The sequence below is a fragment of the Rhodanobacter sp. G1 genome, from assembly GCF_055397855.1.
In genome coordinates this window covers 3,723,583-3,744,011 of the sequence record NZ_AP039674.1, presented here as the reverse complement: position 1 = coordinate 3,744,011, position 20,429 = coordinate 3,723,583, and the positions used below count along the sequence as shown (strand labels likewise).

The following is a 20,429-nucleotide window of genomic DNA, read 5'->3' as shown; positions in this document are numbered from 1 at the left end:
GCTTCACGCGATCGGAGGGATGGGTCGTCACAGCGGCAGGTCGCGCTGCGTGCCTTCGGTTTCGCCGATGCTGGCGGGCGCATCGGCGGCGTGCGCGCGATGGCTTTCGTGCTCGGCTTCCACGTGGCGCTGGTGCAGCTCCGCGGCGTCGTCGGTGGGCGTCGTCGGCACGGCAGGTGCGGCTTCCTCGGCGGCGATCTCGCGCTCGCCGCCCGGCGTGATCTTGAGGATGGAGTGGCGCATCTCGCGCGAGAGGATCACGCGCGAGTCGCGCACCATCTCGTCCAGCGCGTTGTCGAAGTCGAGCTTGCCGGCTTCGTCCGTCCACACCACGCGGCGCTCGCGCAGCTTCTGGATGAAGCCGCGGAACAGCGCCTTGTCGAAGAACTCGGGCGCGTTCAGCTCGTTGAGCAGGGACAGCCGCTGCGCGGTGAGCGTGCAGGTGTTCTCCAGCTCGGCGGCGGTGAGCGCGTGCGGGCCGTGCTTGGCCAGCGCGGCGAGCGCGATGTAGTAGCGCTCGAAGGCCTGGATCAGGCTGCGCGCGATGATGCGCAGCTGGTAGGCGCCATCGTCCTGGCCCGGCGCGCGTTCCAGCATGCGGCCTTCGGCGGCGGTTTCCAGCAGGCCGCGGCGCACGAAGAAGTCGATGGTGGCCTGCAGCTGCCCGGCGAAGCCCGCCTCGTCCCACGCCAGGAACAGCTCGCCCTGCAGGAACGGGTAGATGACGCGGCCCAGCCGCTGCACCGAGGCGGGCGATACGCGGCGGTTGTTGAGGAAGCAGCAAGCCACCCATGCCGCCACGGCGACCAGGTGCAGCACGTTGTTGCGGAAGTAGCTGAGCAGCACGGCCTGCTCGGCCTCCACGTCCAGCACGTCGCCCAGCGGGTGCTTGATGCGGCGGATCCAGCCCATCTGCTCGCCGTAGGCGATGATGCCGGCGGGATCCACCGGCGTGACGGTGACGCGGTCGGAGTAGGGCAGCTCCAGCAGCAGCGACTTGGTGAGTTCGAGCTGGGCGAGCAGGTCGTTCTCCGCCATCGCGTGCTTGGGCGTGGCCAGCAGGGTGAGCGCGAGCAGGTTGATCGGATTGACGTCGGCGGCGCGGTTGACGTTGATCTGGATGCGTTCGGCGAGTTGGTCGATGGCGCCGCCCAGCCACTCGGGGCGGGCGTCGGGATCGGCGCTGGCGCTGCGCCAGTCGCTGCTGGCCGCCTCCAGCAGCGGGGTCAGCTCGATCGGCTCGCCGAAGTTGATCGTGACGTGGCCGTAGCGCTGCTTGAACAGCCCGCCGATGCCGCGCAGCAGGGCGAACAGGGTTTCCTTCTCCTTGGGCTGGCCGCTGAGCTCGCCCGCGTAGCTCTTGCCCTCCATCAGCTTCTCGTAGCCGATGTAGACCGGCTGGAACAGCACCGGCCGGCGCGGCGCGCGCAGGAAGGCACGCACCGTCATCGACAGCAAGCCGGCGCGCGGCGCCAGCAGGCGCCCGGTGCGCGAGCGGCCGCCCTCGACGAAGTACTCCATCGGCACGCCGCGGTCGATCAGCTGCGCCATGTACTCGTTGAAGATCACCGAGTACATCGCGTTGCCCTTGAAGGTGCGGCGCATGAAGAACGCGCCGCCGCGGCGCAGGATCGGCCCGATCAGCGGCAGGTTGAGGTTGACGCCCGCGGCGATGTGCGGCGGCACCACGCCGGACATGTGCAACTGGTAGGAGAGCAGCAGGTAGTCGGCGTGGCTGCGGTGGCTGGGCACGTACACCACCTCGAAGCCCGGCGCGGCGGCGCGGGCCTTGTCGAAGTGGTGCATGGCGATGCCGTCGTACAGCTTGTTCCAGAAGTTCGACAGCAGGAACGACACCGAACGCACCACCGGGTGCGAGTAGTCGGCGGCGATCTCCAGCATCATCTTCTGCGCGCGGCGCTTGGCCTTGGCCGCGCTGATCTTTTCCTTCGCCGCGGTGGCGGCGATCGCGGCGCGCACCGGCTCGGCGCGCAGCACGTCGTCCACCACGGTGCGCCGGTGCGAGAGGTCGGGCCCGATCACCGCGGCGCGGATGCGCCGGAAGTGGGTGCGCAGCACGCGCGCCAGCTTGCGCGCGAAGCGCGGCGGCGGCAGCTCGCCGGATTCGGCCAGCACCTCGCGCAGCGACACCGGCTCGGCGAAGTGCACCGTGGTGTCGCGGCCGTTCAGCAGCACCGCCAGCAGGCGGCGGAAGCGGCCCACCATCACCCAGTTTTCGGAGAACAGCACGCTGAACCAGCCCGACTCGCGGTTCGGCGCGCGGCCCACGTAGATCGACACCGGCACGATCTGGATGTCGCGCTCGGGCAGGCCTTCCAGCGACTGCACCAGCTGGCCCAGCGGCTCGTTCGGCGAGCGGTGGCGCTTGCGGCCGAACAGCCAGCCGTCGCGGCGCATCAGGGCGAACACCGAGCGCTTGCGGCGGGTGCCGGCCAGCGGTTGCAGCGGGCTGGGCAGGCCGGCCTCGCGGCAGGCGCGGTCGAGGATCAGCGCGTCGGAAAGGCCGTCGCGCTCGATCACGTAGCACACCGGCACGCCGGCCTTGAGCAGGGTGGCCGGCTCTGCCGGGTCGCGGCGAAGGCGCACCCAGGGCTGCAACAGCTGCCCGGCCAGCCGGAACCACCAGGGGGCGCGGCGGCGGGAGGAATCCGCGTGGGAGATGTTCTGCATCCGCCTATTCTACCGGCTGGTTCGTAAAACCATGCTTGGGCGTGTGGTGGGATAGTTTCCGCTTCGCCCTCAAGCGGGGAAGGGTAGGCGGCGTCAGTGCGCCGCCGCGCTGCCGGCCATCGCCGGTTGCTGCAATTGCTCGTGCGCCTTGCGCACGTTGTCGATCAGCGATGCGCTGTACCAGCGCCCGTCCTGCCGCACCACGGCGGTTTCGGCGGAGAGCGGCTTGCCGAGCAGGGTGTAGTCGATCTTCACCACGGCGCGGCCGTCCTGGCTGGAGACGGTGCTGAGCCTGGCCGAGGCCAGCGCGTCGTCCACCGGCAGGCCGTAGATCGCCAACACCTGCTTGAGGCCGGTGTAGCCGGTGGCGTATTTCGCCATCGCGGCGTCGAAATCCATCGTGCGCAACTGCTCCGGGCTCTTGAGGTCGAGCTTGCGCGCGGTAGCCACCAGCACGGCCACGGCCTGCTTGGCCCTGGCCTGGTCGAACCACGGCGCCTGTTGCGCCCATGGCGTGAGCACGTCGATCAGGCTGTCCGCCTGCGTCTTCTGCGCGCTGTCCAGGGTCTGGTTCTGCGCCACGCCGTTCTTGAGGAAGGCGCCGCCCATGGCCACCAGCACCGGCAACTGATCCTTGTACTGCTGCTGCATCTGGTCGAGCTTGGGCTGCACTTCGGCGTAGAGCCCGGTTTCCGCATCCGGGCCGGTGAGCTTCTGCACGGCGGCGTCGAACCGCGCCTTGTCCGCGGCGCTCACCGGCGGCCGGTGGGCGTTGTGGCGGCTCCAGTCGGCGCGCAGGGTGGCGTAGTCGCCGGGCGGCAGGGCGTGTTTCCACAGGCCGTTGAAATCGCCCGCCTTCAGCAGGTCGATCGATCCCTGCACGGCTGCTTCCGGCGTGCTGCCGCCGACCTGCGCGGCCTCGTCCCTGTTGTGGCAGGCGGCCAGCGCCAGCACGGCGAGCAGGGGCAGCAGGGTGCGACGGAGAAGGCGGAAGCGCATGGGCAGATCTCGCGTGGAGCGGGGCGTGGTCGGTCAGGGTAAGGGGCGCGGCAACTGGGGAACAAGGGTTGTTCGCAGGAACCTGCGGGTGCCGTATGCCGAAACGCGGTGATGAATGCCCGCCCGTTCGACGTTCTCGGCCGGGGTTGATCGCAACGGTTCTTGATGAGAGATGCGGGCGTGGATGGCTGCCCGCGCGATCTTCACGATCGGGGCTGATCGCAACGGCTCTTGGTGAAAAGTGCGGCCAGGGATGGCCGCCCGTGTGATCTTCGCGATCAGGGATGATCGCAAGGATTAAAGAAAACCCCGCGGGCGCGAGCCTCGCGGGGCAATCCGGTCGAGCCGGAAGGGAAATGGCCTTGCCTGCAGAAAACTGGAGGTCAGCAGCAGGTAGGCGCGACAGATATTAGCGGGGCGTGAAACCTAAGGCAACACTTTTGTTATGCGCTGCAACCATATGTTTTTGTTTATTTATAACGCAGGGAGTCCAGTTTCTCCTGGCGCCGCTCGGCTTCCGGTGCGCTCCAGTCGTTGTTGAACAGCGCCGGCTCCCACGAGCCGTAGGTGGGGTTGGGCAGCACGAACCAGCGCGTGCCGATCCAGCCCATGTAGCCGGCGATGGCCTGCTTGCGTCCGGCGTCGGTGTTGGCGAGCACGTCCACGAAATCGCCCAGTTGGTCGCCGAACTGCATCAGCACGCGGTATTTGCGGCTCACCAACTGGCGGCGGCAGCCTTTCTCGGTGCCCACCTGCTCGCAGCCCGGCTCCACCGTGCCCAGGCCGAGGAAGGCGTCCGGGCCGGAAACGGGGAAGCCCAGCTGACGCAAGTTGGCCAGGGTGACCGTATCCAGATCCTTCGCCCGGTTGGAGAGGTAGACCACCGCGATGCCGTGCGCGGCGGCGAACTGCGTGAAGGCCAGCGCGCCCGGCATGGCGCGGGCGCGCTGCTCCTTGCACCATGCGGCCCAGCTGGCCTCGTCGTAGGAGCCGCCGCTCTTCACCAGCCGTGCCTGGTAGGGCGAGTTGTCCAGTACGGTTTCGTCGATGTCCAGCACCACCGCGGGCGGCAGGCCGGCGGCAGGAGCCACGCGGTCTTCCTTGGTCAGCGCATCCCACTTCGGGTCGTGCAGGGCAGCCAGCAGTTGCGATTGCGCGTCGCGGTAGGCCTGGATGTAGATCAGGTCGTGCTCGATCGCGGTCTGCGTCCACGCCACCGCGTTGAGGTTGTCGTTGGCGGCGGTTCCAATCGCGGATGTGGCGGTGGGGTGCGGTGGCGCGCCGGCGCAGCCGGCAAGCAGGGCGAATGCGGCCAGGGCCGGCAACAGACGAAGTCGCATGGGATCTCCAACGAAAAGCGGCGAGTCTGCCGAAAGTTTACGACAGCGGCCTGACAGCACGGGGCTGGTTGTCCCTTGCGCCGGCTGACAGACTGGAAGCTCCCCAGCCACGCCGGAGCCCGCATGAACGATCCGACGCCCCTTGCATTCCGGGCCAGCTCGCCCGCCATCCACGGCGCCAGTTACGTGCTGGCTGCGCTGCTCCTATGGCTGGTGCTGCAGTTGCACCTGCTCTCCGCGTTGCTGGCGGGTCTGCTGGTGTACGAACTGGTGCAGGCGGCAACGCCGCTGCTGGGGCGCCGCATTCCCGGCGACCGCGCGCGTGTGGTGGTGGTGGCGGTGCTGGGCGCCGTGGTAGTGGGCCTGCTGGTGCTGCTGATCCTCGGCGCGATCAGCTTCTTCCGCAGCGAGCTGGGCAATCCGGGACTGCTCTGGCAGCAGCAGCTGATGCCGCTGGTGGAAAAGGCGCGCCAGCAACTGCCCGCGATGCTGGTCGACCACCTGCCCGACAGCGTGGACGACCTGCGCGACGGCTTGGCCGCGCTGGTGAGCAAGCACGCAACGACCCTGCAGACGGCAGGCAAGGGCGCTGCGCGCGTGTCCGTGCACATCCTGATCGGCCTGGTGCTGGGCGCCATCGTGGCCCTGAGCCGAACCCGTCCGGCGCACCAGGTGGGGCCGCTGGCGGCGGCGCTCGGCCAGCGCTGCCAACGCCTGGCCGGCGCGTTCCACGACATCGTGTTCGCCCAGATCAAGATCTCGCTGGTGAACACCGCGCTCACCGCGGTGTTCCTGCTCGGCGTGCTGCCGTTGCTGGGCATCCACGTGCCGCTGGCCAAGACGCTGGTGGCGCTCACCTTCATCGTCGGCCTGCTGCCGGTGATCGGCAACCTGCTCTCCAACACCGCCGTCACCGTGGCTGCGTTGTCCGTGTCGCTGGGCGTGGCCGTGGCCGCGCTGGGTTTCCTGATACTGATCCACAAGCTGGAGTACTTCCTCAACGCGCGCATCGTGGGCTCGCAGATCCACGCGCGTGCATGGGAGTTGTTGGTGGCGATGTTGCTGCTGGAGGCCGCCTTCGGGCTGCCCGGCGTGATCGCGGCGCCGATTTATTACGCCTATCTGAAGGGCGAGTTGGAGGCGCGGCGATTGATCTGACGAGAAATTTCCAGGAAGCGCGAGTCAGACTTGCGCACGCATAATTAACGATGCAAGTACGAAATTGTTGTTGTCCTTTCGTTAAAGCCTGTGCTACACAGGTCACTGGCGCGTGCCAAGACGATGGATCAGCTGGGGGGCTGAGCCTCGGGGGCGTCTTGGTAGCACGCAAGCCTGAGCCAATTCCTGGCGACTGAGCTGGGATTAGTCTTTACGTAACAAGGGGATACAAGAATGATGATCAAGTCGAAACTGGCCGTGGCAGTGATGGCGGCCTTGGCCTTTGGTTCGGTTGCCGCCTATGCGCAGGATGCCCAGACCACGCAACAGGGCCAGAACAACAGCCAGGCGCCCGATGCCAAGAATGCCAAGAAGCTGCAAGCCGTCACGGTGACCGGCTCGTTGATTCCGCAGACCGAGATCGAGACCGCAACGCCGGTCATCACGATCACCGCTGACCAGATGAAAGCGCGTGGTTTCGCCACCGTAGCCGAGGCGTTGCAGCAGGCGTCCTTCGCCACCGGCAGCGTGCAGGGCATGCAGGACACCAACTCGTTCACCACTGGTGCTGAAACGCTGAGCATGTTCGGTCTGCCGGTGGGGTTCGTGAAGTACTTAGTGGACGGCCGCCCGATGGGGAGTTTCCCCGGCCTCTATAACGGTAGCCAGACGTTCAACAGCATCAGTGGCATTCCGATGGACATGGTCGATCACATCGACGTCCTGCCGGGCGGCCAATCCTCGCTGTACGGTTCGGACGCTATCGCGGGCGTGATCAACATCGTGCTCAAAAAGCACATCGACCAGCCCGTGCTGGATGTACGCTACGGCTGGTATACCGGCGGTGGCGGAGCAAATCGCCGGGCCAGCTTTGCCGACAGCTTCACGGTGGGCAAGTGGACCTCGCTGGTAGGCGTGCAGGTGGACAGCACCCAGCCGATGTGGACGAAGGATCGCGCGCTGACGCGGCAGTTCAACCAGAATGGCACCACCCCGCCCATCCCCTCGCGCGATACCTTGGTTCTCAACGGCAGCACTGGTCAGTACGTGTTCGAGGATCCGAGCAACTGCGCCAACGTGAGCAATCAATGGGGAGGTACCGAAGGTCTGCATAATCGACCGGGCCGAGGTGACTATTGCGGTACGTTGTATTCTGGTGGTGCAGCGACCCTCAGGTCGGCGAAAAAATCCGCTGATCTGTATACCCACAACACGTTTGATGTGAACGACAACCTGCAGTTGTACGGAGACTTGCTCTACAACTACTCGGAAAAGAAGTGGACCAACGGTGCAAGCACGACGTTCTGGAACACCAACTATGCGGTGGCGCATAACACCTCAGGCTATTTCTACGATCCCAATCTGGATGGCGGCAGCTTGGTGACGCTGCAGCATACGTTTGCGCCGGAAGAGGTTGGCGGCTACCAGAACATAATGAACAAGGAATATGAAAAGTCCTACATGCTCTCTCTGGGCGGGCGCGGCACCTTTGGCCAATCGAACTGGGACTACGATCTGGGCTTTACCCATTCGGACGATCACCTGATCGATCGCAGCTACAACCGCCTTGCCGTGCCGTTCGAGCAGTACTGGGCCACACGCGTGCTTGGCCCGCTGCTTGGTACCACCGGCGGGTATCCGGTGTATTCGCCGAACTACCCTGCCATGTGGCAACCGGTTTCGCCCTCGGATTTCCGCAGCTTCTCCACTTGGGTAACCGACGACGGCAAGACCTGGGACAACATGCTGCGTGGCCAGCTGACCAACGATTCGCTGTTCGCCTTGCCGGGTGGCGATGCTGGCGTGGCGGTAGTGCTGGAAGGGGGCAACGAGGGTTGGGACTATTCTCCCGATCCGCGCCTGTTGACGAACTTCGCGCTGGATCAAACCACTACGTCCGACATCTGGGGCTTGAGCGCCACGCCGGGCGCGGGTCATCGCTCGCGATATGCGGCAACGACTGAATTCAAGCTACCGCTGCTGCAGCAGTTGACCATGGATATCTCGGGTCGCTACGACAGCTACAAGGTGGGCGGCAACACGGTCAGCCACGGCACCTACATGCTGGGCCTGGAATATCGTCCCTTCGACACGCTACTGTTGCGTGGGCGCTACGGCACCGCGTTCAAGGTGCCGACCTTGGCCGATGAATTCCAGCGGCCGAGTTCGAGTTATATCGGCGTCAACGATTACCTGAACTGCGGCCGCTTGGGCTATACGCCGTCCCAATATGGGGCTTGCTATAACAAGTATTACCAGAGCATCACGACTGGCCCGCTTGTGTCGGCGGGTAATGTCCAGCAGATCACTTCGGGGAACACGGCATTGAAGCCTATTACGGCCAATGTCTGGACATATGGCTTGGTATGGGCGCCGCTCGAGCAGATGTCCATCAGCGTGGATTACCTGCATTGGAGCATCAACAACGAAGTGACCCAGCTTAGTTCGGATACATTGTCGAACACGCAGTACCTGTGCGACATAAAAACGATCGATCCGAACTCGGCGACGTGCACAAATGCCTTTGCCTATCTGACGCGTGGCGCGGCTGGCCAGCCAGTCAACGGTGTGGCCTTGCTTGGCCCTATCCTCACGGCGAATTCGCCGAAGCTCAACCTTGCGAATGAGCAGGTCAATGCGGTTACCGCACACTTCAGCTACGCACACGGCATCGGTTCATGGGGCAAGCTGGTGTGGGATGCATCGTATTCAGATGTGCTCAAGCACACCACTCAGGACTACGTCATCGATCCCAAGGTTGATGTTTTGACGCACCCCAACTACAGCACCGATTTCAAGAGCAAGGTCAATGCTTCGATGACGTGGGAGAAGGACAAGTGGGGCACCACGTTGTACGTCAACCGTTATGGACGTACGCCGAATAATGCGGCAGTCACCGCCGACAACTATACGGATCCGGGTGCCGGCAAGTTGGGGGCATGGATACTATGGAATGCCAGCGTGACCTACAATCCGATCAAGAACCTGGGCGTCTCGTTGCAGATCAGCAATTTGTTCAACAAGATGCCGCCGCTTGACCGCACCTACGACGGGTTCACCAGTGCGCCGTACAACGCGGACAACTACAACCCGTTCGGTCGAGCGTTCTTCCTGGAGGCGAACTATAAGTTCGGCAACCCCTCTAACGGCTAATGCCTGCTCGATGCGTATCTGACTGACAAAACGGCCCCGCTTCGGTGGGGCCGTTTTCGTTGAGGCATGCGCGGCCTCGGTTTACTGGTGTTGAAGCGTGTGTTACTCGGTCAGGTGGACGCCGCGTTCGCACAGCACGGCGCGTAGCTCATCCAGTTGCGGCTCGTATTTGCGCCAGCGCTGCATAGCGTTGCGGTAGATCGGGTTGCGCACCTGTACCGCGCTGGCTGTATTCACCGGTGCGTCGTTTTGTTCAAAACGCAGGCAGCCATCGTGCCAAGATAGGCCGCAGAATTCGAGCAAGCGACGAGTGCTGGCTTCCTGCGACTCCACCAGGTTTTCGTACTGCACTTCCAGGATGCGACCGGGTATGACGCGTTGCCAGTGCGCAATCAGGCGATCGAACAGCGCGTAGTAGCGCCCGATGTCGAGCAGGTCGAACGAATAGGCGTAATAGGGTGATTGCAGCGGTAGCAGTTGGCGGAAATTGCCGAGGCAAGTGTCCAGTGGGTTGCGACGCAGGCAGACGATCTTTGCGTCCGGCAGCGCGCGAGCAATCCATCCTGCGTAAAGGAAGTTGTGTGGCAACTTGTCGACGAAGCGAGGTGCGTGGCCGGTGGCCGGACGAGTACTGGCAAGATACTCGGCCCCGATGGCTTCCCAGTTCAATCCACGTGTTCGATCGATGGTATCGGCGTCGAGCAATAGCGGCGTGCGGCTGCCCGATGAGTGCTTCAGGATCAAGCCGAAGTTCATCAGTTCGCCGGCCGAGTAGACATCCGGGTGACTGGTGATGACGCGCTCCACCAGGGTGGTGCCGCTGCGCGGCATGCCTATCACGAAGATAGGTTCGTTCGTCGGGTAGCCGGATGCAACGTTCTGGGGCGAGGGAAATGCTGCGGCTATGGCCGCGAACAAGGTTTCATCATGCGCGCTGGAGTAGCCGAGATCCTTGCCGGCAGCGGCCTTGCCCCTGGTGTAGTGCGCGAAGGCGGCGGGATAGTTCGCGCAGTCCTCGCACTCCTTGGCCAGCGCCATGTGCAGGTAGGTCTGCGCTTCTTGGTCGTCGTCGTGACCGGCGAGCAGCTCTTGCAAGCGGGTGATGTGGTTGTTGTCCGGCGCCTGTTTGCGCAACTGGGCCAAGGTAAGGTGCGCTTTCGAGTAGTAAGGGTCGATGTGGAGGCAAGCTTCCAGTTCCGCTTCGGCGCTATCGATCTCGCCCACGGTCACCAGCGCGGTGGCGAGGTTGAAGCGGTAGGAGGCAACGGCTGGAGCGAGCGTCGTGGCACCACGAAATGCGGCCGCAGCGTTCGCATGGGCATGTGCCTGGGTGTAGATCACGCCCAGCGTATCCAGCGCGATGGGATCGTTCGGCGCCAATGCCATCGCTTTGTCGGCTGCCTCGCGCGCCTCGCGTGTCATCTTTACCTGGGTCAGCGCTTTGGCAAATTGCACGACAAAGTCCACGCGGCGCGGTTCCAACTCGGTTGCGATGTGCAAGTGGGTCAACGCCATTGGCATGTTCTGCCGTTCCATTTCGGCTACGCCGGCAATGAAACGCAGCAAGGGATGCTGCGGCATGCCTGGCAGCAGGCGGTTCGCGATGCGAAGCGTCTGTTGCCAATCGCGACGGTTGAAGGCAGCGCTGAGTTCGGCGAAAGGGGCAGAGGTGTCGTCGGTCATCGGGAGGAGAATATGGCGCGGAAGTGCAACGTTAGCGCGACTGGCGGGATCACGGTGAGGTTCAGGTAGTCGGTTCGATGCCGGCGTTGCGCAGCACCGCCCCCATGGCAGCCAGCTCGTTCTCATAGCGGTGCCAGTGGCCGATGGATGTGCGAAACATCGGCTGACGCACCTGTAGGCTACTGGCGGTGGCTACCGGTGCCGCATTGCGTTCAAAGTGCAGGCAGGCATCGTGCCAGGTTAGTTCGCAATGGGCCAGCAAGCGTTTCGTTTCGGTTTCCTGCGCCCCGACCAGCGATTCGTAGCGGAGTTCGAGGATGCGTCCGGGCAGCACATTTCGCCAGTGCGCCATCAGTCGGTCGAACAGGATGTAGTAGCGGGCGATGTCATCGAGGTCGAAGGAGTAATGGTAGTAGGGCAGCTTTTCCGCGAACACCTGGCGGAAATTGCCCAAACAAGTGTCCAGCGGATCGCGGCGCAGGCAGATCAGCTTCGCGTTCGGGAATGCGCATGCGATAAGGCCGGCATAGAGGAAATTGAACGGGAATTTGTCCACGAAGCGTGGCGTGTGGCCGGTATCCGGACGTGTACTGGTCAGGTAGTCGACGCCGATGCGCTGCCAGTCGATGGTGCGGACGCGCGTGGCGATATCCGGGTCTTTCCAGAATGGCGCGGAGCCGTTCCAAGCGCTGCCCACCGCCATGCCGAAGTTCAGCAATTCGCCGGCGGCGTGAACGTCCGGATGGCTGGACAGGATGCGTTCCACCAGGGTGGTGCCGCTGCGCGGCATGCCGAACACGAAGATGGGTTCGCCAGGGGGAGCGCTGTCGGGGGCGGGCAGCGGATCCGGGAACGCACGCTCCATCGCGGCGAAGATTGCAGCATCTTGTTCGGGCGAGTAATCGACCGCTTCGCGGCCGGCCGCATTGCCTTGCAGGTAATGCGCGAAAGCCTGGGGGTAGTGGCCCAGATCCTCGTGTTCCTTGGCTAGGGCGAAATGCAGACACAGGCGCGCCTCGGCGTCGGTGGAATAGTGTTCCAGCAGCGACTGCAGGCGGGCGATGTGGGTGCTGGCGGACGATTGCCTGCGCAGGTTCGACAAGGCAAGGTGCGCGCGCCAGAGTCGCGGATCCAGGGCCAGGCAGGCTTCGATCTCGCGCTCTGCGTTTGCGCTGTCGCCAGTGTGCGTCAGGGCGGTGGCCAGGTTGAAACGATAGGCCGGGTGCGTGGGATTGGCAGCCACGGCGCGCCGGTTGGCGGCGACAGCAGCGACATGGGCATCGCATTCCGCATATACGGAGCCGAGCAGGTCGAGTATTGCCGCGTCTCCCGGATCGAGCGCCATGGCGCGATCCGCTGCAGCCTTTGCCGCGCTGCCCTGTCGCGCCGTAGAGAGTGCGTGCGCGTAATGCGCGGCGAACTCGATGCGTGAGGGATCCAGTTCGGTAGCTTGGCGCAGGTGCCGCAATGCAGGCGGAAGGTTGTGCAATTCCAGATGCGCGATGCCAGCGATGTAATGCACGCCGGCGTGCCGCGCCGACAAGGGCAGCAGCGGGGCGATCAGATCGCAGACGCGAGCCCAGTCGTGCTGGTTGAACGCATGGATGGCCTGCGTGTAGATCTGTTCCGGATTGGTCATGGGCACTGGATCGCGTGGTGGGCCCTGCTGCGGCAAGCCGTTGCTGCAACATGGCGCCGTAATCGCGACATCCTCTCGAATCTTGGTGTTGCCATGGTCGGTCGCAAGTGCTTCGTGGAATGACTGGGATCCGTCGAACCCTTCAATTCGTCTCCGGCGTGCCGGTATGTGTCAGTGGGATGATTCAGGCCGGCACACCGTGCCCGCGGCGATGAGCCGCCAACGCAAATCGCGCAGTTGGGGCTCGTAGTTGTGCCAGTGGCCGATAGGAAGGCGATGGGCGGCGGTGCTGGCCGGCGTGGCGGCGGTATCCGCGGCACGCAGGCAAGCGTCGTTCCAAGGCAGCCTGCAGAAGTCCAGCAGTTCGCGCGTGGTGGCTTCGGTGTTCTGCACCAGCGGCTCGTAACGAACCTCGTGGATGCGGCCGGGGAACAGCTTGTGCCAGTGCGCCATCAGGCGGTCGAACTGGATGAAGTAGCGGCCGATGTCGTCGAGGTCGAAGGAGTAGTCGTAGAAGCTCGATCCCTGGTCGAACAGGTGGCGGAAGTTGCCGATGCAGGTGTCCAGCGGGTCGCGGCGCAGGCAGACGATCTTCGCGTTTGGCAGCGCGCGGGCGATGAAGCCGGCGTAGAGGAAGTTGAGCGGCAGCCTGTCGATGAAGTGCGGCGTTTCACCGGTCGCCGGCCGCGTGCTGGCGAGGTAGGCCGCGCCGAGTTGCCGCCAGTCGATGTGGCGGGTGTGCGCGGCGATGTCGGTTTCGCCCAGCAAGGCGCTGGGGCAGCCTGAGGCCCGCTGCAGCAGGCCGGGGAAATTCTGCAGTTCGCCGGCGGAGCGCACGTCGGGGTGGCTGGATAGCATGCGATCGAGCAGCAGGGCGCCGCTGCGCGGCATGCCGACGATGAAGATCGGTTCGTGCGTGGAGTCGCCTGCCGCCGTGGGTTCGGCCTCGGCGGACGGGAAGGCGCGCAGCAGCGCCTCGAACATCGCTTCGTCGCGCGCGAACGTGTAGGGCCGCATGCGTCGGCCGGCGTCCTTGCCGCGCGTGTAGTGCTCGAACGCCTGCGGGTAGTCGCCGAGGTCGTCGCATTCCTTGCCCAGCGCGATGTTGAGCAGCAGTTCCGCACCGGGTTCGTGGCCATGGCGCTGCAGCAGGTCGCGCATGCGCGCGACGTGGTTGTGTTCGGTGGTCTGTTGTTTCAACTGGGCGAGCAGGAGATGCGCGTGCCAGAGGTGCGGCTCCAGTCGGATGCTGGTTTCCAGCGCCTGCTCGGCGCCTTCGACGTCGCCCAGCGCATTCAGCGCGTAGGCGAGGTTGAGGTGGGAGGGTGCGCGCTCGGGCGTCAGCGCCGCGGCGCGGCGGAACGCGTTGGCCGATTGCATCAGGGCATTGGCCTGCTGGTAGACCGAACCCAGCGTGCTCAGGGTGTGGGCTTTGTCCGGCGACAGCGTCATCGCGCGATCCGCGACCAGCCGCGCCTCGCGGAACCGGCGCACCAGCGCCAGCGCGCAGGCGTATTGCGCCACGTAGTCGGCACGGCGCGGCTCCAGGTGGGTGGCTTTCAGCAGGTGTTCCAGCGCCTTTGGCATCTGCTGCATCTCCATGCAGGCCACGCCGTTCATGAAATGCACGCGTGCGTCGTCCGGCGCGACGATGAGCAATTGGGCGGCGCGCTGCTGCACGCGCGGCCAGTCGCTCTGGTTGAAGGCGGCGACGAGCTTGCTGAAGGCCCGGGTCGAGTCGATCACGGCAATCCCCTTGGCGCCGGCGGGGCAGGGAGGCTACCGGTCGCTTTCCGAACAATGAAAGGCCCGCGTCCGCGCGTCAACTACGCGCCAGCGAGCATCGCCTTGATCCGTGCCATGTGCGATTCGGCGGTTTCGCGCACCGCTTCCTTGTCCGCCTCGGGATCCTTGCCCTGCCAGTGCAGGTCGGCCTGCGGCAGCTCGTGCAGGAAGCGGCTGGGCTGGTTGCTGTGCACTTCGCCGTAGCGCTTGGTCTTGGCCGACCAGGACAGGGTGAGCAGCTCCTTGGCGCGGGTGATGCCCACGTACATCAGGCGGCGTTCCTCGTCGATGCGGCCCTCGTCGATGGCGCCGTCGTGCGGCAGCGTGCCGTCCTCGCAGCCGACGATGAAGACGAAGCGGAACTCCAGGCCCTTGGCCGCATGCAGTGTCATCATGCGCACCGCGTTGCCGGGATCGTCGCGGTCGGCGTGGCTGAGCAGGGCGAGCTGGGCGGCAAGGTTGCCGGCGCTGTCGCCCTTCTGCATGGCACGGAACCAGTCGGTGAGTTCGCGCAGGTTGCCGAGCTTGCGTTCGCGCACGCTCACATCGGGCGTGTTGGCGGCGAGCTGCGCCGCGTAGCCGGTGCGCTTGAGGATGCGTTCGACCAGATCCGCCGCGCTCTCGTGCAGCGACGCGCTGCGCAGCTCGTCCAGCAGGTCGGAGAACGCCGCCAGCGCGGCGGCGGGGCGCGGCGTGAGCTGGCGCAGCACGCCGTCGCTGCGCGTGGCCTCCAGCAGCGAGCAATGCCTGGACTGCGCGAGCTGGCCCAGTTTTTCCAGCGTGGTGGAACCGATCTCGCGCTTCGGCACGTTCACCACGCGCAGGAAGGCGGCGTCGTCGTTCGGGTTGGTGAGCAGGCGCAGGTAGCAGAGCAGATCCTTCACCTCGGCGCGGTCGAGGAAGCTCAGGGCGCCGGTGAGGTGGTAGGGGATGCGCGCCAGCCGCAGCGCCTTCTCCAGCGGCCGCGCCTGGAAGTTGCCGCGGTAGAGGATGGCGATGTCGTGCCAGCGCGCCTTGTGTTTCTCCGCCAGCGTGGCGGCGAGCGAGGCCACCTTCTCGGCCTCGTGCTCGGCTTCCTTGCATTCCAGCACGCGGATCGGTGCACCCTCCGGGTGCTCGCTCCACAGCTTCTTTTCGTGTGCGTGCGGGTTGTTGGCGATCAGCGCGTTGGCCGCGCGCAGGATGCGCTTGCCGCAGCGGTAGTTCTGCTCCAGCTTGATCACGCGCAGGTTGGGCCAGTCGCGGCCGAGCTGGTCGATGTTCTCGGGGTTGGCGCCGCGCCAGGCGTAGATGCTCTGGTCGTCGTCGCCCACGCAGGTGATGCCGCCGCGCTCGCCGGTCAGCGCCTTCAGCAGGCGGTACTGCGCATCGTTGGTGTCCTGGTATTCGTCCACCAGCAGGTAGCGCAGGCGCTCACGCCAGGCGGCGCGGCATTCGTCATCCGATTCCAGGATGCGCAGCGGCAGGCGGATCAGGTCGTCGAAATCCACCGCGTTGAAGGCGGCGAGGCGCGCCTGGTACATCTCGTAGATGGTCGCCGCCTCCAGCTCGCGCGGGCTGCGCGCGGCGGCCAGCGCCTCTTCCGGCGAGAGGCCGGCGTTCTTGGCGCGGCCGAGCAGGTTGCGCAGGTTGAACAGCACGTCGGGCTTGGCGCCCTTCGGGGCCAGCTCCTTGACGATGCCCTCGCTGTCGTCCGCGTCCAGCACCGAGAAGCCGCGGCGCAGGCCGGCGCGCGCGTGCTCGATCTGCAGGAACTTCAGCCCCAGCGCGTGGAAGGTGCACACGGTGAGCGCGGCGGCGTCCTCGCTGGACACCAGCTTGCCCACGCGCTCGCGCATCTCGCGCGCGGCTTTGTTGGTGAAGGTGATCGCGGCGATCCTCGACGCCGCCAGTTTGCGCCGCCCGATCAGGTGCGCGATCTTCTGCGTGATGACGCTGGTCTTGCCCGAGCCGGCGCCGGCGAGCACCAGCAGCGGCGTGTCGCAGTGTTCGACGGCGGCCTGTTGTTGCGGGTTGAGCATGGAGCGAGGCGATGCATGAGGCGGTGGTCGATGGTAACAGAGCGCACAGGCGCGCCCGGCCCGGCCATAATCGACGGGATGGATCGCCATGGGCGACGACACGGGAAGCGGCATGACGGATCGACAGGACGCGGCGGGCAACGAATCGTGCGACGTGGCGGTGATCGGCGGCGGCCCCGCCGGCAGCACCGCGGCGACGCTGCTGGCGCGGCAGGGCCACAAGGTGATCGTGCTGGAGAAGGAGCATCACCCGCGCTTCCACATCGGCGAATCGCTGCTGCCGATGAACCTGCCGGTGATGGAGCGGCTGGGCGTGCTGGAGAAGGTGCGCGCGCTGGGCGTATACAAGGCCGGTGCCGATTTCGAGGCGGACAACGCGCGCGGCTACAACACCTACGCGTTCAGCGAGGTGGTGGGGCAGAGCCCGCCGCACGCCTTCCAGGTGTGGCGGCAGGACTTCGACAAGATGCTGTTCGAGCATGCACGCCAAGCCGGCGCGGACGCGCGCGAAGGACACGAGGTGCTCGGCGTGGAGCAGGTGGATGCGCGCGAGACGTGGCTGGACGTGCGCGGCGACGATGGCCGCGCCTACCGCGTGCGGGCGCGCTACGTGGTCGACGCCAGCGGCCGCGACACCTTCCTCTCCGGGCGCAGGAAGCTCAAGCGCAAGAACCGCCAGCACCAGAGCGCGGCGATCTTCGGCCACTTCCGCCACGTGCAGCGGCGCGAGGGCGGCGACGCGGGCAACATCAGCATCTACAGCTTCGCGCATGGCTGGATGTGGGTGATCCCGCTGCCCGACGGCGTGACCAGCGTGGGCGCGGTGTGCCGGCCGGAATACCTCAAGCAGCGCAAGGGCGCGGCGACGGATTTCCTGATGGCGACGCTGCGCGCCAACCCCGCGCTGGCGCAGCGGATGGAACACGCCGTGCTGATCGACGGGCGCACGCATGCCACCGGCAACTACGCGTACGACTCCACCTGCATGGGCGGCCCGGGCTGGGTGCTGGTGGGCGATGCGTTCGCCTTCCTCGACCCGGTGTTCTCCTCCGGCGTGTACCTCGCGATGAGCGGGGCCGAACAGGCGGCCGCGATGATCGGCCAAGCCTTGCGCGAGCCGCACCGCGAGATGCGCCTGCTGCGCGCGCTGGAGAAGCGCCAGCGCAAGGGCATGCGCCGGTTCTCGTTCTTCATCTACCGCTTCAACGGCCCGGCGATGCAGTGGCTGTTCCGCAATCCCAGCCGCAAGTGGAAGCTGGAGCAGGGCGTCACCTCGATGCTGGCCGGCGACGTGTTCGACAACTTCGCCGTGTGGTGGCGCCTGCAGGTGTTCCGCCTGATCTACCTGACCTGCGTGCTGCGCGACCGTCGCGGCTGGCTGGCCGAGAGGCGCCTGCGGCTGGCGCAGGCGAAAAGCCGGTTCACCGGCGGCACCCTGCCGGTGGACGAGGCCTGACGCGGTACCATCATCGCCATGGCCAAGCTCTATTTCTATTACTCGGCGATGAATGCCGGCAAGACCACCACGCTGCTGCAGAGCGCGTACAACTATCACGAGCGTGGCATGCGCACGCTGATCCTCACGCCGGCGCTGGACACGCGCCACGGCGAAGGCGTGGTGGCCTCGCGCATCGGCCTGAAGGCGAACGCGCGGCGCTTCGGCGGCGCCGAGAACCTGTTCGCCCTGGTCGAGGCCGACATCGCCGCGCACGGCACGCTCGACTGCGTGTTCGTGGACGAGGCGCAGTTCCTCACCCGCGCACAGGTGTGGCAGCTCAGCGACGTGGTGGATCGGCTGCGCGTTCCGGTGCTGGCCTACGGCCTGCGCACCGACTTCCGCGGCGAACTGTTCGAGGGCAGCCGCTACCTGCTGGCCTGGGCCGACGAGCTGCAGGAGATCAAGACCATCTGCCACTCGGGCAGCAAGGCCACCATGGTGGTGCGCGTGGACGGGCAGGGTCGTGCGGTCACCGACGGGCCGCAGGTTGAGATCGGCGGCAACGACCGCTATGTCTCGGTGAGCCGCGCCGAGTTCAAGAAGATCACCGAAGGCCATGGCCGCATCGAGTTGCAGCAGAGCGTGCTGCCGCTGGGCGAGCGGCCCTGAACCCAGCTCGTCATCCCGGCGCAGGCCGGGATCCAGTGCCTGCGAAGCGCAAAGACACTGGATTCCTGCCTGCGCAGGAATGACGGGCCCAATACCCTTGTCCACCCGCCATCACGCAGGCACACCCATGAGCGAACCCCATCCAGCCCCCGAGTGGCCCCGCCCCTACTGGCAGCCCGGCGCCGACGAGGACGCCCTGCTGCAGTTCTTCGTGTTCGGCAAGTTCGACCCGCACGAACTGGTGATCCCGGCGCAGCGCTACGGCAGCCCCGGCCTGCCCGCGGGCGTGGATCTCAAGCGCTTCCAGAACCTGGAACTGCGCAAGTGGGAGGGCTACCCGCTCAACGGCACGCTGGGCGAGATCCTGCGCGACGAGGCGCCCGAAGCCTACGAGCAGGCGCGCATCGCGCCCGACGCGCTGGTGGTGCGCGGCCAGCTGAAGGACGGCCCCGGCCTCGACTACCTGCGCGACACGCTGGGCGTGCTGGCCGCCCTGCTCGACATCGGCGGGCGCGCGATCCTCGACCCGCAGATCATAGGCCTGTTCGACGCCGAGGCGTGGCGCGCGCGCTACCTGGTGCCGGGCGGCGCGCCGCCGCGCAACCACGTGCTGATCCTGCGCAGCGACGAACCCGGCGCCGATGGCCGCTCGTGGGTGCATACGCGCGGCATGCGCAAGTTCGGCCGCCCCGACCTCAGCTTCCGCCAGATCCCGGCGCACGAGCTGGATCGCGCCGGCGCGCTGTGCGAGAAGCTGGTGGAGATGCAGGCGCTGGGCACCCGCTTCGCGGCGGGACAGGCGCTGGAAGTGGAAGGCATGCCGCAGGCGCTGGTGGCGCAGCCGGGCGGCAGCCTGGACGATCCGGAGTTCAACAACCGGCACGTGGAATTCCGCTGGCCGGTCTGAGCGGCGTTGCCGCCCGCGCGCATGCGAAGAGGGCGGCCAGCGGCCGCCCTCTTCGCATGCGCGTCGCGCTAGACTCAGCCCGCGACGATGAAGCGCTGCGCGTCGTCCATGAAGGCTTTCTCGCCGAAGCCATTCTCGTGCGAACCGAACGGCATCTGCGCGCGCAGCTTCCACGACGCCGGCACGTTCCACGCCGCGCGGGCGGCCTCGTCCACCAGCGGGTTGTAGTGCTGCAGGCTGGCGCCGAGGCCGGCGTCGGTGAGCGCCAGCCACACCGCGAACTGCGCCATGCCGCCCGACTGCTCCGACCATACCGGGAAGTTGTCCGCATACAGCGCGAATTTCTCCTGCAGGCCCTTCACCACGTCCTGATCCTCGTAGAACAGCACGGTGCCCGCGCCGGCCGCGAAGCTGTCCAGCTTGGCGGCGGTCTGCGCGAACGCCTCGGCCGGCACGATCTTCGCCAGCGCTTCCTTGGCCAGCGTCCAGAACTTCACGCTCTGCTCGCCGAACAGGATCACCGCGCGCGAGCTCTGCGAGTTGAACGAGGACGGCGTGTGCTTAATGGCCTGCTGGATGAGGCTGTTCAGGGCGTCCTTGTCCATGTTCACGTTGCGGCCCAGCGCGTACTGGGTGCGGCGCTTCTTGAGGTGTTCGATCACGGCGTTGCTCATGGCGGTAGCTCCGTAAAAGGAAAAGCCGAACCCGCGGAACGCCTGGGCGTTCCGGTCGTATGCGTATGTGTTCGGGATGGCGGATATGTTGGGCGCGTCGCGCCGCTGCCGGTAGCCGGCAATCCGTGGTTACACCGTTTCCTTCGGGAAACGCTGGGGAGACTCTGATTTTGCTCGTCATTCCTGCGAAGGCAGGAATCCAGTGCCTATGTGTTCATGACTTGCAGACGCTGGATCCCAGCTTTCGCTCACTACTGTCCGGAATAATTTTG

At 65.9% G+C, this 20,429-nt stretch carries 13 protein-coding genes; 5 read left to right on the top strand and 8 right to left on the bottom strand.

All coding sequences use genetic code 11. The annotated features are described in order from the left end of the window. Nucleotides 1–27 precede the first annotated feature (27 nt). The 3 genes from plsB to ACZ5Z2_RS16590 all read right to left on the bottom strand — a co-directional run bounded on the left by plsB (nt 28) and on the right by ACZ5Z2_RS16590 (nt 5,030). The gene (plsB, locus tag ACZ5Z2_RS16600) at nt 28–2,691 is read right to left on the bottom strand and encodes a glycerol-3-phosphate 1-O-acyltransferase PlsB (protein WP_464759672.1); all 2,664 of its coding nucleotides are present in this window, start codon (nt 2,689–2,691) and stop codon (nt 28–30) included. Between the two features lie 93 nt (nt 2,692–2,784). Next, nucleotides 2,785–3,690, bottom strand: coding sequence for a hypothetical protein (locus ACZ5Z2_RS16595; protein ID WP_464759671.1), 906 nt, complete (start codon nt 3,688–3,690; stop codon nt 2,785–2,787). Between the two features lie 470 nt (nt 3,691–4,160). After that, nucleotides 4,161–5,030: a 5'-nucleotidase, lipoprotein e(P4) family gene (locus tag ACZ5Z2_RS16590; RefSeq protein WP_464759670.1), complete on the bottom strand. Its 870-nt coding sequence runs from the start codon at nt 5,028–5,030 to the stop codon at nt 4,161–4,163. Nucleotides 5,031–5,153: 123 nt separating this feature from the next. Here ACZ5Z2_RS16590 and ACZ5Z2_RS16585 point away from each other — a divergent pair, with 123 nt between their 5' ends. Both ACZ5Z2_RS16585 and ACZ5Z2_RS16580 read left to right on the top strand, forming a co-directional pair. Further along, complete coding sequence (locus ACZ5Z2_RS16585; protein WP_464759669.1) at nt 5,154–6,188, top strand: AI-2E family transporter; 1,035 nt, start codon at nt 5,154–5,156, stop codon at nt 6,186–6,188. Between the two features lie 234 nt (nt 6,189–6,422). Further along, nucleotides 6,423–9,341, top strand: coding sequence for a TonB-dependent receptor domain-containing protein (locus tag ACZ5Z2_RS16580; protein ID WP_464759668.1), 2,919 nt, complete (start codon nt 6,423–6,425; stop codon nt 9,339–9,341). Between the two features lie 102 nt (nt 9,342–9,443). On the opposite strand, the gene ACZ5Z2_RS16575 is transcribed toward ACZ5Z2_RS16580, so the two are convergent. The 4 genes from ACZ5Z2_RS16575 to ACZ5Z2_RS16560 form a co-directional block, all read right to left on the bottom strand. Further along, on the bottom strand, nt 9,444–11,024 hold the full coding sequence (locus tag ACZ5Z2_RS16575; protein ID WP_464759667.1) for a sulfotransferase family protein: 1,581 nt from the start codon (nt 11,022–11,024) through the stop codon (nt 9,444–9,446). A gap of 61 nt (nt 11,025–11,085) precedes the next feature. Continuing rightward, nucleotides 11,086–12,663 (bottom strand): sulfotransferase family protein, encoded by a 1,578-nt coding sequence (locus ACZ5Z2_RS16570; RefSeq protein ID WP_464759666.1) that lies wholly within the window; start codon nt 12,661–12,663, stop codon nt 11,086–11,088. Nucleotides 12,664–12,834: 171 nt separating this feature from the next. Beyond that, the gene (locus ACZ5Z2_RS16565; RefSeq protein ID WP_464759665.1) at nt 12,835–14,409 is read right to left on the bottom strand and encodes a tetratricopeptide repeat-containing sulfotransferase family protein; all 1,575 of its coding nucleotides are present in this window, start codon (nt 14,407–14,409) and stop codon (nt 12,835–12,837) included. Between the two features lie 80 nt (nt 14,410–14,489). Next, complete coding sequence (locus ACZ5Z2_RS16560; RefSeq protein ID WP_464759664.1) at nt 14,490–16,469, bottom strand: UvrD-helicase domain-containing protein; 1,980 nt, start codon at nt 16,467–16,469, stop codon at nt 14,490–14,492. A gap of 112 nt (nt 16,470–16,581) precedes the next feature. On the opposite strand from ACZ5Z2_RS16560, the gene ACZ5Z2_RS16555 reads away from it, so the two are divergent. From ACZ5Z2_RS16555 to ACZ5Z2_RS16545, 3 genes are all read left to right on the top strand, one after another. Then, nucleotides 16,582–17,925, top strand: coding sequence for an NAD(P)/FAD-dependent oxidoreductase (locus tag ACZ5Z2_RS16555; protein WP_464759662.1), 1,344 nt, complete (start codon nt 16,582–16,584; stop codon nt 17,923–17,925). A gap of 18 nt (nt 17,926–17,943) precedes the next feature. Further along, nucleotides 17,944–18,576: a thymidine kinase gene (locus ACZ5Z2_RS16550; RefSeq protein ID WP_464759661.1), complete on the top strand. Its 633-nt coding sequence runs from the start codon at nt 17,944–17,946 to the stop codon at nt 18,574–18,576. 127 nt (nt 18,577–18,703) lie between these two features. Then, complete coding sequence (locus tag ACZ5Z2_RS16545) at nt 18,704–19,483, top strand: hypothetical protein (protein ID WP_464759660.1); 780 nt, start codon at nt 18,704–18,706, stop codon at nt 19,481–19,483. Between the two features lie 74 nt (nt 19,484–19,557). Here the strand turns inward: ACZ5Z2_RS16545 and ACZ5Z2_RS16540 are convergent, their stop codons facing one another. Further along, nucleotides 19,558–20,157 (bottom strand): nitroreductase family protein, encoded by a 600-nt coding sequence (locus tag ACZ5Z2_RS16540; RefSeq protein WP_464759658.1) that lies wholly within the window; start codon nt 20,155–20,157, stop codon nt 19,558–19,560. Between the last annotated feature and the right edge of the window lie 272 nt (nt 20,158–20,429).